Origin of the sequence: Bradyrhizobium sp. C9 (assembly GCF_002532045.1) — a bacterium.
Classification (GTDB): Bacteria; Pseudomonadota; Alphaproteobacteria; order Rhizobiales; family Xanthobacteraceae; genus Bradyrhizobium.
Genome location: NZ_NWTG01000005.1, coordinates 46982 through 61789, shown reverse-complemented (window position 1 = coordinate 61789; position 14808 = coordinate 46982). Strand labels below are relative to the sequence as shown.

The following is a 14808-nucleotide window of genomic DNA, read 5'->3' as shown; positions in this document are numbered from 1 at the left end:
AGTTCTATGACCCCCGCTGCCCGGCTCTCCGCCGCGATCGAGCTGATCGCCACCATCGACGCACAGCGCATTCCCGCGGCCAAAGCGCTGAAGGAATGGGGCACCGCGCACCGCTATGCCGGCTCCGGCGATCGCGCCGCGATCTCCGGCCTGATCTGGGACGTGCTGCGCCGGCAATCCTCCGCGGCCTGGCTGATGGATGATGCCAGCGCGCGGTCGCGGGTGCTCGGCATGCTCAAGCTCGAGCGCGGCATGGACATCCCGACGATCTCTGCGCTGTGCGACGGCGGCCGGTTCGCGCCGGAACCGCTGACCGCGGCCGAGGAGGCTGCATTGGCTTCGCGCTCGCTCACGGATGCGCCGGCGCATGTCGCGGGCGATTATCCGGACTGGCTCGATCCGTATCTGGCGAAAGTCTTCGGCGACGACCGCGCCGCCGAGGCAACTGCAATGGCGAGCCGCGCGCCGCTCGATCTGCGCGTCAACACGCTCAAGGGCAAGCGCGAGAAGGTGCTGCCGCGCCTGTCGCATCTTGGTGCGAAGGAAACGCCGTGGTCGCCACTCGGCCTGCGCATCGAACTCGGCGCCGATGCGCGCAATCCCGGCATTCATGCCGAGGAGGATTTCATCAAGGGCGCCATCGAAGTCCAGGACGAGGGCTCGCAGCTCGCCGCGCTGTTCTCGTCGGCCAAGCCCGGCGAGCAGGTGATCGATCTCTGCGCCGGCGCCGGCGGCAAGACCTTGGCGGTGGCCGCAATGATGGACGGCAAGGGCCGGCTGATCGCGACCGACAGCGACAAGCGCCAGCTCGCGCCGATCCATGAGCGGCTGTCGCGCGCCGGCGTGCACAATTGCGATGTGCGCACGCCGCGCGGCGAGGAGGAAGTGCTGTCCGACATCAAGGCGTCAGCCGATCTCGTGCTGATCGACGCGCCGTGCACCGGCACCGGCACCTGGCGCCGCAATCCCGACGCCAAATGGCGGATGCGTCCCGGCGCGCTCGAGGTGCGGCTGAAGGACCAGGCCGAGGTGCTGGCGCGCGCCGCGCCGCTGGTGAAGTCCGGCGGCCGGATCGCCTACATCACCTGCTCGGTGCTGGCGGAGGAGAATGGCGAGCAGGTCAAGGCGTTCATCGCGCGGCACCCGGAGTTTTCAGTGCAGCCGCCGGAGCAGACCGCAGCGGTGCTGTGGGACAAGGCCGAGGCGTTTGCAGAGGCCGCGCTGCTGTCGGCGGAAGGTCTGCTGATGACGCCGCGCCGCACCAGGACGGATGGGTTCTTCGTCTCGGTGCTGAAGAAGGCGTGACAGAAGGCATGACGCGAGTCGCTTCGTAGGGTGGGTTAGCCGAAGGCGTAACCCACCACCTGTCCTCGGTGAACAAAGTTGGTGGGTTACGCTGCGCTAACCCACCCTGCGCTTCTACGCCTCGGAACACACGCCCTCCGGCACCGGTGTCCGGCTCACCACGATGACCCAGTACAGCAGCGCGATGGCGCTGATCGCAGCGCCCAGCGCGCAGACGCCGAGCCAGCCGGCGGCGGCATAGGCCATCGTCGACGAGATCGCGCCGAGCCCGCTGCCGGCCGAGTAGAACACCATGTAGACGCCGATCAGACGGCTCGACGCTTCGGGGCGGGCAGCGACGATCAGGCTCTGATTGGTGACGTGGACGGCCTGCACCGCGAAGTCGATCATGACGACGCCGGCGAGGACCAGCCACAGCGAAGAATGCAGGCAAGCGATCGGCGCCCAGCCGGCGAGCATCAGCAGCAGCGACAGTCCGGTGGTGCGCTGGCCCCAGCCGCGATCGGCGAGGCGGCCCGAATTGCGCGCCGCCAGCGCGCCGGCGAGGCCGGCAATGCCGAGCATGCCGATTGCGGTGTGCGACAGCGACAGCGGCGGCGCTGAGAGTGGCAGCACCACCGAGCTCCAGAACGCGCTGAAGCTCGCGAAGATCAGGAATGCGAACACGGCGCGTTCGCGCAACACCGGCTCCTCGGCGAACAGCGCGGCCGTCGAGCGCAGCAGCTTGGCATAGGATGATCCGGACAACGCACGCGGCGGCTGCCGCGGCAGCACATAGGTGAGCAGCGCGGCCATCGCGAGCATCAGCACCGCCGAGGTCAGGAAGACCATGCGCCATCCGCCGATATCGGCGAGCGTGCCCGACGCAAAACGCGCCAGCAGGATGCCCGACACGACGCCGCTTTGAATGGTGCCGATGGTCTGCCCGCGCTCGGCCGGCGAAGCCGATGTCGCGGCAAAGGCGACGATCACCTGGATGACGACGGCGAGCAACCCGACCAGCGCCATTCCGCAGAACAGCACGATTGCGTTCGGCGCGGTGCCGACCACGACGAGCGCGACCGCGGACAGCATGATCTGGCCGACGATCAGCTTGCGGCGGTCCCAGAGGTCGCCGAGCGGCACGATCAGCATCAGGCCGAAGGCGAGGCCGACCTGGGTCAGCGTCACCACGATGCCGATCGCGGCGGGGCTGATGCCGAGATCCTGCGCCATGGTGTCGAGCAGCGGCTGGGCGGAATAGATGTTGGCGACGCTGAGCCCGCAGGCGACCGCAAACAGCAGCACGATCGCGGGCGAAAGCGCGCCTGCCTTGGTGTCGCGGGGCTTGTCGCCCGTCTTGTGGTCGCCCGTGGCCGGCCCGGCCTCCGTCATGGTCTGGTTCGTCATCTTGCCTCCGCTGCAATTCGCAATCTGGTCTTATAATGAGACCAGTTGCATCGCGGCCTGTCTAGTCCTATTTTAAGACCAGTTCGGAATCGTGATCGAGGGAGGCGGGGCGCGATGCAGCGGACCGGATTCGCAAAGGCGGAATGCCCGGTGGCCCGCGCGCTGGATGCGATCGGCGACTGGTGGTCGCTGTTGATCGTGCGCGACGCGTTCGACGGCCTGCGCCGGTTCGGCGACTTCCAGAGGAACCTCGGCATCGCCAAGGGCATGCTGACGGCGCGGCTGCGCAAGCTGGTCGAAACCGGCGTGCTCGAGCAGGTCGCCGCCTCGGACGGCAGCGCTTACCTCGAATATGCGCTGACGAAGCGGGGACACGACCTGTTCCCGATCGTGGTCTCCCTGCGGCAATGGGGCGAGGCGCATCTCTACGCGCGGGGCGAGCCGCATTCGGTGCTGCTCGACCATGCCGGGCAGGCGGTCGGGCAACTGGTGCTGCCGTCGAAGAACGGCAAGCCGCTGAGCTGGGCGGATACCAAGGTGAGGAAGGTCGCGGCGCGGCGGCGGTGAGCGTCTAAGCAACGTTTCTCGACGCCGCAACATACGCGATGTCGTCCCGGCCTTCGCCGGGACGACGAGGGGAGAGATCACGCTGCAAGCCTTCGCCCGGGGGGACGGGAGAGGGTGGTCCCGCGTCAATCCACAATGAACAGCGTCGCACCCGTCGCGGTCGAGGAGCGGTGCGCGGCGTCGCCGAAATCCGACACCTGGTAGCTCATGCCCGGCTTCAGCGTGAATTTGCGGCCGTCGCGCAGCTCGGTGTCGAGCTCGCCTTTGACGACGTAAAGCACATGGCCGCGATCGCACCAGTGATCGGCGAGATAATCCGGCGAATACTCGACCATCCGCACCCGCAGCTCGCCGATATCGAGCGTGCGCCACAATGCTTGCCCGGTCTCGCCGGGATGCACCGTGGGTTCGACGTTGCTCCAGTCGGTGACGGTGAAGGGCAGGGTCGGGATTTTCATGGCGCGATTCTCCGCTCGATTCATGCGCTGTATCCACAAATAGTGGCGTCATCCTGAGGTGCGAGCTCTTGCGAGCCTCGAAGGACGGTTGGAGCCGGGCCGTCGCCCTTCGAGACGGTCGCTTCGCGACCTCCTCAGGGTGACGGATGACCGCAACGACGACGGCAAACTCAACCCACCAGATGGTTCGCCGAGCCCTGCCGTATCTTGCCCGCTGCATCGAGCCGCAGATACTCGCAGATCTTCTTGCCGCGCTCGTTCTGGTAGAACACGACGACGCTGTCGGGCGAGACGTAGAGGTCGATCAGCTCGAAATGCAGCTCGGGCAGTTTGGCGAGCGCGGCGCTCCAATAAGCGCGCAGCTGTGCCTTGCCGTGCACGGTGCCGGAGGCGCCGAAGCCGAACGCCGGGATCCGGTCCGAGGTCATCTCGGTATCCTCCGAATACATCGCCAGCACGCGCTCGAGGTCGCGCGCGTTCCAGGCGGCGACCCAGTCGCGGCCGAGGGCTGCGAGGCGGGACGGTTCGTGAAAATCCGGCATTGGTTTCCTCCCATTGGTTATGGCCAAATTAGGTCAATAATACTGACCTATATCGATTTGTCCATGCCCAAAGAAGAATGTGGGCGCCCCGCGCTGCGCGGTTGCGGGGGCGGGCGCTGTCGCGTATCTGCTTGCCATGACAGCCCAGCACACAGCCAAAGACTCGTCGGCGCCCTCCGTGGCCTCGGCGCATGACAAGATTCTGATTGTCGATTTCGGCAGCCAGGTGACGCAACTGATCGCCCGCCGCGTCCGCGAGATGGGCGTCTATTCCGAGATCGTGCCGTTCCAGAAGGCGGAGGCCGCCTTCAAGGAGATGAAGCCGAAGGCGGTGATCCTCTCCGGCGGCCCGGAATCGGTGCATGAAACCGGCTCGCCGCGCGCGCCGCAGCTGATCTTCGAGTCCGGCGTTCCCGTGCTCGGCATCTGCTACGGCCAGATGACCCTGGCCGCCCAGCTCGGCGGCGAGGTCGAGGGCGGGCACCACCGCGAGTTCGGCCGCGCCGATGTCGAGGTGAAGACCGACAGCCAGCTGTTCGACGGCGTCTGGGGCCACGGCGAAAAGCATCAGGTGTGGATGAGCCATGGCGACCGCATCACCAAGATGCCGCCCGGCTTCTCGGTGGCCGGCACCTCGCCGAACGCGCCGTTCGCGATCATCCAGGACGAGAAGCGGAAGTACTACGGCCTGATGTTCCATCCCGAGGTGGTGCACACGCCGGACGGCGCAAAACTGCTGCGCAACTTCGTGCGCAAGGTTGCGGGGCTGACCGGCGACTGGACCATGCGCGCGTTCCGCGAGGAGGCGATCGAGAAGATCCGCGCGCAAGTGGGCAAGGGCAAGGTGATCTGCGGCCTCTCCGGCGGCGTCGATTCCGCCGTCGCGGCGGTGCTGATCCACGAGGCGATCGGCGACCAGCTCACCTGCGTGTTCGTCGATCACGGCCTGCTGCGGCTCGACGAGGCGAAAACCGTCGTCGACCTGTTCCGCAACCACTACAACATCCCGCTGGTCCATGTGGACGCATCGAAGCAGTTTCTTGGCGAGCTCGAAGGCGTCACCGACCCCGAAGTGAAGCGCAAGACCATCGGGCGCTTGTTCATCGACGTGTTCGAGGCGGAGGCCAAGAAGATCGCAAAGAAAGGTGAAGGACCGGCCGCATTCCTGGCGCAAGGCACGCTCTACCCGGACGTGATCGAGAGCGTCTCCTTCACCGGCGGACCGTCGGTCACCATCAAGTCGCACCACAATGTCGGCGGCCTTCCGGCGCGCATGAACATGAAGCTGGTCGAGCCGCTGCGCGAATTGTTCAAGGACGAGGTGCGCGTGCTCGGCCGTGAGCTCGGCCTGCCCGAAGTCTTCGTCGGCCGCCACCCGTTCCCGGGCCCGGGCCTTGCCATCCGCTGCCCTGGCGACATCACCCGCGAAAAGCTCGACATCCTGCGCAACGCGGATGCCGTCTATATCGACCAGATCCGCAAGCACGGTCTCTACGACGCGATCTGGCAGGCCTTCGCGGTGCTGCTGCCGGTCAAGACCGTCGGCGTGATGGGCGACGGCCGCACCTACGAATACGTCGTCGGCCTCCGCGCCGTCACCTCGACCGACGGCATGACCGCCGACTTCTACCAGTTCGACATGAAGTTCCTTGCCGAGACCGCGACGCGCATCATCAACGAGGTGAAGGGCGTCAACCGGGTGGTGTACGACGTGACCAGCAAGCCGCCGGGGACGATCGAGTGGGAGTGAGGTCACTCGACGGCTTACGGCGTTAGAACGGATCTCATCTGCGCGACGTAACTCAGGCTAACGCATGAAGCGAACTGTCAAATACGATCTTTTCGCCCTCTTGACTGAGCTGGTTGAGCGAGAGCCTGGGATATCCGAGCTGTACTTATTCGGATCGCGTCAGTACGGGACGGGCAGCTTGAGATCTGACTGCGATATTCTATTGCGCGCGGAACCCGATGCGGATGTCAAGCAAAGTAGACTTCGCGATTTTGCGCTCGAAAAATGCCCGGCCTTGGATTTTTTCCTTTGCACTGAGGCCCGAGCGGTGAGTGCCGCTAACGACAGCTTTGTATACGCGCCGACCTTCAAGGAACTTGTAACGAGACTCGACGCCGTGCGGCTGTGGACGCGACGTAGCGGTTTTGAGGACTTTCTGTTTCGAAGGTCTGGCGATTGGACATTCGAGGCGGCAGCTGAAGTCGATTTCATCCATACTACATTGCCCGACGCGCTCATTACCAATCTCGCTTGGCAACGAAAGATCGAGCAAACCGAAGCGATCGGCCTTCCGGTCCGTCCATTTATTGGAGACACGCTAGATAAGGCCGTCAGCCAAATCGTAGCGGTTGTTCGTGACATGATCCGTCGCAGCGAAGATCTAGAGCCGCGAGGAAATGCGAAGGGTGGATGGACTGTTAATCTTCAGTCTGAATACGATTGCCAGAATCTTTTCTTGACCGTTGTTAAGCCATGGCTGCCAACGCTTGCGCGCGAAGAGAGTCTAGTTCAGTTTGATGGTCAGGAAAAACGCCACGATTTCAGTTTGTTTGAGGGTAAGCTGATTATCGAGATGAAGTTTATCGACAGTCTGGCGAAGAAAGCCGAAGTGGTGAAGACGCTTGATGGACTGGCGCGCCTTTATTCCCGAGCTTCAAATGTTCAGTGCGTTCTCATGATCATCTTCGTAAAGGAGGGTGTCGCCCTCGACGCGGCAAAGTGGGAGACTGACTACTCTTTGCGAGCGAAGAGCCCTCATGTTACCACGATGGTCATTCGGATTCCTTGACCTTAGAGATTAGCTCTCGTCTAAGTTCGATCAGTCGAGACGAAGCTGGCTGCGACATTAGCTCCATAACGCGCTATGGCTTGATACGCGCTGCGGAGCATGCGACGTAACGTCGAAGTCGCTGGGTCTTACTCGCGCCGTGGTGCGCGTTTGGCGGACTGGACAATATAGCGCTTAGGTGTTCCGTCCATTGCCAAGATGCGAGTATACTTCATGAGAACTCGGCCGCCAGCTTTGTTTGCGTACTGATCTATGCCCCACGTAAAGACATTGCTTACTTTGCGCAAAACTTCCCGGGACATGCTAATTGGGATGGTTCGACCCAAGTTGTTGTCGAACACAGAGCCGTAGCCAGAGTTCACGTTGAAAGCTGAGATGCTAAAATCTTTTTCTATCTCGTGATCATCCTCGACATTCAGTTTGACGTAATCTCTTGTTCGTTCATCGTACGTGTTGATGATGTTATGACCACCAAGAATTTGCATTTTGGTGGCGCCATTCCCAATCACCGCATGGGTCTGGCGTACAGCAGGTTCAACCTTTGCTACCAGCGCCTCGACGTCACCCGCTCTTCTCTCAAGAAGTTGGTTAAGCTGGGTCGTTTGGGATGGGGTGTCCTCTCCCAGATTTCTGGCGACGACGCGACTGACAAGATCGTATAGAAATGCTGATGCGGCCACTCCTGTAAGGCCGAGTACTTGAGCGGGATTCTGCTCGAGCCAAACGGCAAAGTCAGCGATCATGCTGCCTGCGGCTGGTGCACGCGCCCGGACAGCATTTCGGCCTAAGAACTCGCCACGCTGTCGGATTTTTCCCGTTTCTGCATAGTTCGTAACGAGAGCAAGAGTCCACGCGAAGCCTGCGAGGGCCATATACCCGTCGTAACCCTGGAATTGATGCTGATCGGCAGTATCGCCAGTTAGCTTCAAACGGAATGGAATAATATCTGCCATTATACCTTGAGCCAGTCGAGTTACTGAGCCAGCTTGTCCTTTTCAGGTGGCGCGGCGCGCTGACTTGATGGAAGCTTCGACCGCGAAAGCACGCTATCAGGAGAACTATTCGCTTCCGGCCATATCGTTCGGTACGCAATGAGAATAGCGGCAGCTACTGAGCTGGCTATCACGATCACCGCCAGCCACTTTGCTACCCTAAATGTCCGCTCACCAGACTTCACGCGCCGCCACTCAGTCTTTAGTAACGTTTGCGATGCGCCTAGAAACTGTCTCTCAACAGCACGAATATTTTCAGTGGTGAGTTTTGTTTCATCGGCCGTCAGCGAGTTGAAGGCTTCCATCGCATCAAGCAGAGCCCGGGAGTTACGTTCAGACGGGTTTACCCTGAGCAGAATGTTGAACGTCGAATTGTTCAACGGGATGTACAGGGGGCGAAGCGTCTCCACCTTTTCCGCGTGATCCGCGTATTTGACTTTTGTCGCGTCGTGGATGGCATTAACTTGGGTGAGGAATGCTGTGAGGTCTGACCGAAGCGCGTCAATCCAAGCCTGTCTAAAGTCGGATGTCTTTTGCTCTTTGCTGATTATAAGGCCGAGCAGGGACACAATCCCTGCTATCAATGCAGCCGCTACGGCGCCTATGGCGGCGTCTGGAATGTGGATCATTAGGTCTATGCCTCGAGTCGAAAGGTCCATAACTTCGCGGGTAGCGTCAAGTCTATTCTACCAACTGGCGAACTACACTTTCGAGAAATGCACAGCCAACTGCTTTGGAGGAGGGACGACGCCTCGCAAGTCGATTGATATTCGGTCCGCTTCGACCCGAGTGGGCGTTTAGATTTGCCGAAAAGCGTAACTAAAAGCTCGCCTCGTAACTCGGCTGATTTGCCTTCAACGCAAGCGAAATCCTGCTTGACCACCTGCGACAAATCACCCCGACGGGCAACTCAGCAAAAACCTGTCAATCCCGCGGTAAGAAAATATTCCTCTTGTCGTTTCCCCCAACTCAGATGTTCAATACGCACGTCTCACCCGACACGAGGGGCGGATCGCGATCGTCACGAACGTGGTGTGGGATGCGGTGGACGCTGAGTGCGCAGTTGACGAACGCGCATCAAGCGGACGGTGAAGTCGTGTGGTCCTGACGCCCTAACGGCAGGTGTCTTTTCCGATTGCGCAGGTCGCGCGTTGCGAAGACGGTGACAAGCAAGCCAAGTCTCGCCGGGGAGAGCACGAAGTAAGCCGCACAACCATCGCGCAGGGAAGGCCGGGATGTTCCCGGTTACACCTGTGGTCCTACCCCCGAGCTTCCTACCCATTGCTCGGGGCCCATGGGTGCGATCGGCACCCGGTCTTCCCTGCGCCCTCTGTTAGCAGCGAGGGCGAAACGAAGCGCAAAACTCGGACAGATCATGTCGCGAGACCGCGGACGTTCATGCTGTTTGAAACGTGAATGCTGTGGCCTGGCGGCAGGGCGCTCGCGTCAGCCGCAACGCGATCAATACGGGCCCGGTTCACAGGGGACATTGCCGCCGGTCCAGGGCGCAGTCGCGAACGAACCGACACGCGGCGCCGGAATGCAGGCGCGGCCATCGACATAGACGGGCTCGACCGGCGCGGCGGTGTTGGCTTCGGCCACATGCCTGGAAACAGCGTGCGTTTCACGCGCGATTGCCGGTGTCGCGATCATGGCAACCGCGATGAAAGCAGCCGACAACAGTTTGACGTTCGTCATTGAGTTTCTCCGTTTTGCTTAAGGGGCCAAGGAGTCTGGCCTCGTCAGATAGATGTGTGCAGGGCGGGTGAACTTAAATGCAATCCTCGCTCACGCCGGCTCAACGCTGCGTGAGGGGGTCGAAGCGATCGTGATCGTTGTGCCGGAACTGCAATGCGGCGTGGCGGTGCCGAGCAATTGCGCGAGGGCTGGGTCCCGCCTGGCGCAACTCAGCCGACCGGATGCTTACCCGTGTTGACTGCCAGCTGAGCCTCGAAAGCCCGCTTGTACGCAGGCCGGGCTTCGCCGCGGGCGACATAGGCGGAAAGGTTCGGAAATTCGTCGAGGATGCCTGACATTCTCAGCCTGAGCAGCACCGACACCATCATCAGGTCGCCCGCGCTGAAGGCGCCGTCGAGCCAGTCGGCATCGCCGAGGCGGGCGGAGAGCTGCTTCAGCCGGTCGCGGACGCGATCCATGACCAGAGGCAGGCGCTCCCTGGTCCATGGCTTGTCGCTCTCCAGGATTCTGGCGGTTGCGAGTTCGAGGATCGGCGGTTCCACCGTGTTGACCGCGGCAAACATCCAGCTGATGGCACGGGCGCGGGCATTGGCATCGCCGGGCAGCAGGCCCGCACGACGCTGGGCGATATGGAGCACGATCGATCCTGTCTCGAACAGCGCGAGGTCGCCTTCCTGATAGGTCGGAATCTGGCCGAAGGGATGCAGCGCCAGATGTGCCGGCTGCTTCATCGCCTGGAACGAAACCAGGCGAACCTCGTAAGGCTGGCCCACTTCTTCCAGCGCCCAGCGAACCCGCGTATCGCGCGCCAGCCCCTTGCCGCCGTCGGGGGAGCGTTCGAAGGCGGTGATGGTGGGGGTCATCGTTTCACTCCATGTCCTTGCGTCCCGAGGACGAACGAGCGGCGCGCGCCCCGACAGGCGATCGCCGAGTCTTTCGATAACGTGTCGCGAGCTGAAGTGCTGCTTGTCGCAACGGACGGGATGGAACCGTGGCTGTGACAACTTGAATCGAGAATTATCCTCATCGTCGTCCTGGCGGAAGCCAGGACGACACTGTGCATTTTTTCGTTGGCCTGTCGGCTGGCAGCTTGGTCAGGCGTCCTTTGCACAACACCAACAAGGAGACTGCAAATGACCGATCTCGTCACATGCCTTTGGTTCGATCAAGGCCAGGCGCGCGCAGCGGCGGAATTCTACGCCGCGACGTTTCCCGACAGCCATGTCGATGCGGGGCATGTCTCGCCGATCCCGGGGATCGGGCAGGGCGATGAGCTGACAGTCGAGTTCACCGTGCTCGGCCGCCGCTTCGTCGGGCTGAATAGCGGCTCCAACTACACGCCGAACGAGGCGGTCAGCTTCATGGTGCTGACCGACAGCCAGGACGAGACCGATCGCTACTGGAAAGCGGTCACCGGCAATGGCGGCAAGGAATTGCCGTGCGGCTGGTGCCGGGATCGTTGGGGCTTCACCTGGCAGATCACGCCGCGGCGGTTGCTCAAGCTCGTCAACAGCGCCGACCGCGCCGCCGGCAAGCGCGCGATGGAGGCGATGATGACGATGAAGAAGATCGACATCGCCGCGATCGAGCGGGCGGCTGCCGGGTAAATCCGTTTGGTGGAATGACTGGCCCGGACGCGACAATCATGTGTCCGATCAAGCTGGTCTATGCGACGCGCGGCCATTTGCGTCGCGGCATGCGCTTGCCGCGACGGTCACCCCGGCGCAAACGCGGGATGTGTCTCACGCCATCGCGTGATACGCATTTCGCTCCGCAGCTCTGGAGCCAGCCTTGATGTCCGTCGCAGCCGCCGCCAATCAACAGCAAAACCCCACCGCCGCAGGGTCCGATCCCGAGGCGCTCGGTTGGATGCAGGGCTTTCCGCCGCCGCAGGACAAGACGATCACATTCCAGGACGGCTCGTTCCGCAGCTTCCCCGAGCTGCGCTGGGCCTGGAGCAACATCCGCCAGCTGGTGCCGACGGTGAACGTCTGGCGCGGGCCAGGGCCGGCATCGGTGCTGCCGCGCGCAGATCATGACATCGGCGCCTCCGCGTCGGTCACGATGGACGGCCGCCCGCAGACGTTCGCGCGCATGCTCGAGGACAGCTACGCCGACGGCATCGCGGTGCTGCATCGGGGCAAACTGATCTACGAGCGCTATTTCGGCGCGTTGAAACCGCACAAGCCGCATATCGCGATGTCGGTGACGAAGTCGTTCACGGGCGTGCTTGCCGGCATGCTGGTCGCCGAGGGCAAGATCGATCCGCAGGCACCGGTGACCGACTATGTGCCGGAGCTGGCGCGAAGCGCATTCGGCGATGCGCGCGTCCACGAGGTGATGGATATGACGACGGGGTTGAAATACACCGAGGTCTATACCGACAAGAATTCCGACGTCTGGGGGCTGCGGCGCGCCAACGGCATGGCGCCGATCCCACCAGGCTATGAGGGCGCCACCAACATCTTCGATTTCCTGTGCGGGCAGCAGAAGCAGGGCGAGCACGGCAAGGCCTTCGCCTACAAGACGGTCAACACCGACGTGCTGGCGTTCATCTGCCGGCGCGCCAGCGGCATGACCTTGTCGGACCTGCTGTCCGAGAAGATCTGGGCGCCGATGGGCGCGGAGGAGGATGCGCATTATCACGTCGACCGCATCGGCACCGAAAGCGGCGGCGGCGGACTGTCCACGACGCTGCGCGATCTCGCCCGCTTCGGCGAGACGATCCGCAATCACGGCCGCTTCAACGGCCGCCAGATCGTGCCGTCCACGGTTGTCGAGGACATCGCGCGCGGCGGCGATCCCGAGAAGTTCAAGCCGGCCGGCTACACCACCTTGCCCGGCGCCTCCTACCGCAATCAGTGGTGGGTGACGCACAATGCGCACGGCGCCTACATGGCGCGCGGCGTGCACGGCCAGGGCATTTATATCGATCCGAAAGCCGAGATGGTGATCGCGCGCTACGCCTCGCATCACGCCGCCGGCAATGCCGCGAACGACCCGGTGACGTTGCCGGCCTACATGGCGCTGGCGAAGGATTTGATGGCCGGAGGATGAGGTCGGCTCACGCGCGCGAGATCTTCTCGAACCGCTTGACCAGGCGCTCCCGCTTCAGGCGGGACAGCCGCCTGATCCAGAACACGCCATCGAGCTGATCGATCTCGTGCTGATGGCACACCGCGCGCAGGCCGTCCGATTCCTCGGTCTGCATCTTGCCGTCGAGGTCCTGATAGCGGATGCGCACACGCGCATGGCGCTCGACCTCGTCGTTGACGCCGGGCATCGAGACGCTGCCTTCCTTGTGCAGGATCATTTCGGGCGAAGTCCAGATGATCTCCGGATTGACATAGGTCCGCGGCCCTTCGCTGGCATCGAGCTCGAGCACCACGACGCGCAGGGGCACACCGATATGCGGCGCGGTGATGCCGATGCCGGGTGCGGCATGCATGGTCTCGAGCAGGTCGGCTGCCAGTTCGCGCAGCGCGTCGTCGAACAGGTCGACCGGCTCAGCGGGTAGCGCAAGCCGCGGATCGGGAAAGCGGACGATGGAGCGAATGGTCATGGGAGCGTCATAGGCCAGCCCAGGACGCCGGACAACACGCGCGTGCAGATGCCGCGTGCGGCGGGCCGCTCAGAGATGCTTCTCGAAGAACAAGTCAGGGTACGGATCGTCGTTGAAGCGCGGAATCTCGGTCCAGCCGGTTCGGCGATAGAGCTGGCCGGCTTCCGCCAGCGCGCTGTTGGTGTCGAGCCGCAGCACCGCGATGCCGAGCTCGCGCGCGGCGCGCTCGGCGGCATCCATCAGTCGGCGGCCGAGGCCGAGCCCACGCGCGGCTGGTGCGACCCAGAGCCGCTTGATCTCCGCGAACTCACTGCTGCCCTTCAGCCCGACGCAGCCGATCGGCAGGCCGTCCGACATCGCCACGATGAAGCTGCCGCGGGGCCGCACCATGTCCTTGGCATCGGGATCGCGCGACAGCTTGACGTCAAAACCCTGTTTGAAGCGTCGCGCCAGCTCGGCGTAATATTCGCCGAGGCAGTAGCGCGCCTCGTCGCTGCGCGGGTCCATCTCGTTCAGCGCCGTGCCGTCGCGCCCGAGCGCCGAGGCGATCAGATCCATTGCCGCCAGCAGCGCCTCGCGCTGGGCGTGGTGGCCAAGGAAGTCCTTGGCCTGCCGGTTGGAGATCGCCTCGTAGGCGTTGAACTCGCGCTTGCCCGCCGGCGTCAGCCGCGCGATGCGGCGGCGCGCGTCGTCGCCATGCGCCGTGGTCTCGATCAGGCCTTCGTCCTCGAGGCTGCGAAGCAGGCGACTCATCAGGCCGGAATCGAGCCCGAGATAATCCCTGATCTCGCCGACGTCGGCGCGGCCGTGCCCGATCGCGTTCAGCACGCGCGCCGCGCCGAGCGGCCGGCCGCGGCCGAGGAACGAGGTGTCGAGCGCGCCGACCGCGGAGGTGACGGCACGGTTGAAGCGGCGGACGCGGGAAACAGGGTCGAGCATATATCTGACTTTAGTCAGATATCGTCGCAGCGTCAATTGGTGGCTTCGCGTTCATGGCTTGCCGATCGGCTCGAACTGGCGGCCGGCATGCTGATCCTGGGGCTCGCGCCCGGCGAGCACACCGCCATGGCCGGTGCGATCGTCGCGGGCTGCGGCATGTCGATGACGTATCCGCTGCTGGCGCTGCCGGTGGTGCGCGCTGTTCCCGCAACGCAGATTGCGTCCGGCATCGGACTGTTCGACGCCGCCTACGATGTTGCGACCCTGATCACGCCGCCGCTGGCCGGCTTGATCGCAGCGACCGTCGGCTACTCCGCGGTTTTTCAGGTCTTTGCGGCCGTCAGTCTGCTCGCCATGATCCCGGCGGCTGCGGCGTGGCGCCGTCGACCGGCGATCTGAACTCGCGAAGTGCGCGTCGGAAGATTCTAGGCGCGCGCAAGTATATTGCAACGAGATCGGAGCCATCGGAGCGCCTGCGCGAAAAATCCCGACACACTTGTCACTCCCATCATCCGTCGCCGCTGCGCCAGATTGCGGCATGGCCAATGACGAACGGCC

General features: G+C 63.2%; 16 protein-coding genes. 7 read left to right on the top strand and 9 right to left on the bottom strand.

The genetic code is table 11. The features are described from left to right. Positions 1 to 6 precede the first annotated feature (6 nt). Positions 7 to 1305 carry an RsmB/NOP family class I SAM-dependent RNA methyltransferase gene (locus CO675_RS13260; protein WP_097672354.1) on the top strand — a complete coding sequence of 433 codons (1299 nt, stop codon included), beginning with the start codon at positions 7 to 9 and terminating at the stop codon, positions 1303 to 1305. Between the two features lie 114 nt (positions 1306 to 1419). On the opposite strand, the gene CO675_RS13255 is transcribed toward CO675_RS13260, so the two are convergent. Next, positions 1420 to 2694: an MFS transporter gene (locus CO675_RS13255; RefSeq protein ID WP_097672353.1), complete on the bottom strand. Its 1275-nt coding sequence runs from the start codon at positions 2692 to 2694 to the stop codon at positions 1420 to 1422. Positions 2695 to 2808: 114 nt separating this feature from the next. Between CO675_RS13255 and CO675_RS13250 the strand changes: the two genes are divergently transcribed. Further along, positions 2809 to 3261, top strand: coding sequence for a winged helix-turn-helix transcriptional regulator (locus tag CO675_RS13250; protein ID WP_097672352.1), 453 nt, complete (start codon positions 2809 to 2811; stop codon positions 3259 to 3261). A gap of 125 nt (positions 3262 to 3386) precedes the next feature. Here the strand turns inward: CO675_RS13250 and CO675_RS13245 are convergent, their stop codons facing one another. Both CO675_RS13245 and CO675_RS13240 read right to left on the bottom strand, forming a co-directional pair. Next, positions 3387 to 3719, bottom strand: a complete 333-nt coding sequence (locus tag CO675_RS13245; RefSeq protein WP_097672351.1) for a DHCW motif cupin fold protein — start codon at positions 3717 to 3719, stop codon at positions 3387 to 3389. Positions 3720 to 3889: 170 nt separating this feature from the next. Further along, positions 3890 to 4261, bottom strand: a complete 372-nt coding sequence (locus CO675_RS13240; protein WP_097672350.1) for a nuclear transport factor 2 family protein — start codon at positions 4259 to 4261, stop codon at positions 3890 to 3892. Between the two features lie 136 nt (positions 4262 to 4397). On the opposite strand from CO675_RS13240, the gene guaA reads away from it, so the two are divergent. Further along, a complete protein-coding gene (gene guaA, locus CO675_RS13235; RefSeq protein ID WP_283808105.1) occupies positions 4398 to 6011 on the top strand; it encodes a glutamine-hydrolyzing GMP synthase in 1614 nt (537 codons plus the stop codon). A gap of 64 nt (positions 6012 to 6075) precedes the next feature. Continuing rightward, positions 6076 to 7059, top strand: a complete 984-nt coding sequence (locus CO675_RS13230; RefSeq protein ID WP_097672348.1) for a PD-(D/E)XK nuclease domain-containing protein — start codon at positions 6076 to 6078, stop codon at positions 7057 to 7059. Positions 7060 to 7187: 128 nt separating this feature from the next. On the opposite strand, the gene CO675_RS13225 is transcribed toward CO675_RS13230, so the two are convergent. The 4 genes from CO675_RS13225 to CO675_RS13210 all read right to left on the bottom strand — a co-directional run bounded on the left by CO675_RS13225 (position 7188) and on the right by CO675_RS13210 (position 10612). Beyond that, positions 7188 to 8012 carry a DUF7946 domain-containing protein gene (locus CO675_RS13225; protein ID WP_143279001.1) on the bottom strand — a complete coding sequence of 275 codons (825 nt, stop codon included), beginning with the start codon at positions 8010 to 8012 and terminating at the stop codon, positions 7188 to 7190. Between the two features lie 20 nt (positions 8013 to 8032). Then, a complete protein-coding gene (locus tag CO675_RS13220; protein WP_097672346.1) occupies positions 8033 to 8680 on the bottom strand; it encodes a hypothetical protein in 648 nt (215 codons plus the stop codon). 832 nt (positions 8681 to 9512) lie between these two features. Then, the gene (locus CO675_RS13215) at positions 9513 to 9749 is read right to left on the bottom strand and encodes a hypothetical protein (RefSeq protein ID WP_097672345.1); all 237 of its coding nucleotides are present in this window, start codon (positions 9747 to 9749) and stop codon (positions 9513 to 9515) included. A 209-nt stretch (positions 9750 to 9958) separates the two neighbouring features. After that, the gene (locus CO675_RS13210; RefSeq protein ID WP_097672344.1) at positions 9959 to 10612 is read right to left on the bottom strand and encodes a glutathione S-transferase family protein; all 654 of its coding nucleotides are present in this window, start codon (positions 10610 to 10612) and stop codon (positions 9959 to 9961) included. A 270-nt stretch (positions 10613 to 10882) separates the two neighbouring features. On the opposite strand from CO675_RS13210, the gene CO675_RS13205 reads away from it, so the two are divergent. Then, positions 10883 to 11356 (top strand): VOC family protein, encoded by a 474-nt coding sequence (locus tag CO675_RS13205; RefSeq protein ID WP_097672343.1) that lies wholly within the window; start codon positions 10883 to 10885, stop codon positions 11354 to 11356. A 187-nt stretch (positions 11357 to 11543) separates the two neighbouring features. Then, positions 11544 to 12806: a serine hydrolase domain-containing protein gene (locus CO675_RS13200; protein WP_097672342.1), complete on the top strand. Its 1263-nt coding sequence runs from the start codon at positions 11544 to 11546 to the stop codon at positions 12804 to 12806. Between the two features lie 7 nt (positions 12807 to 12813). On the opposite strand, the gene CO675_RS13195 is transcribed toward CO675_RS13200, so the two are convergent. Beyond that, complete coding sequence (locus CO675_RS13195; RefSeq protein ID WP_097672341.1) at positions 12814 to 13311, bottom strand: peptide deformylase; 498 nt, start codon at positions 13309 to 13311, stop codon at positions 12814 to 12816. 69 nt (positions 13312 to 13380) lie between these two features. Continuing rightward, complete coding sequence (locus CO675_RS13190; protein ID WP_097672340.1) at positions 13381 to 14250, bottom strand: bifunctional helix-turn-helix transcriptional regulator/GNAT family N-acetyltransferase; 870 nt, start codon at positions 14248 to 14250, stop codon at positions 13381 to 13383. 39 nt (positions 14251 to 14289) lie between these two features. On the opposite strand from CO675_RS13190, the gene CO675_RS13185 reads away from it, so the two are divergent. Then, on the top strand, positions 14290 to 14649 hold the full coding sequence (locus CO675_RS13185) for an MFS transporter (protein ID WP_158231237.1): 360 nt from the start codon (positions 14290 to 14292) through the stop codon (positions 14647 to 14649). Positions 14650 to 14808: the final 159 nt, after the last annotated feature.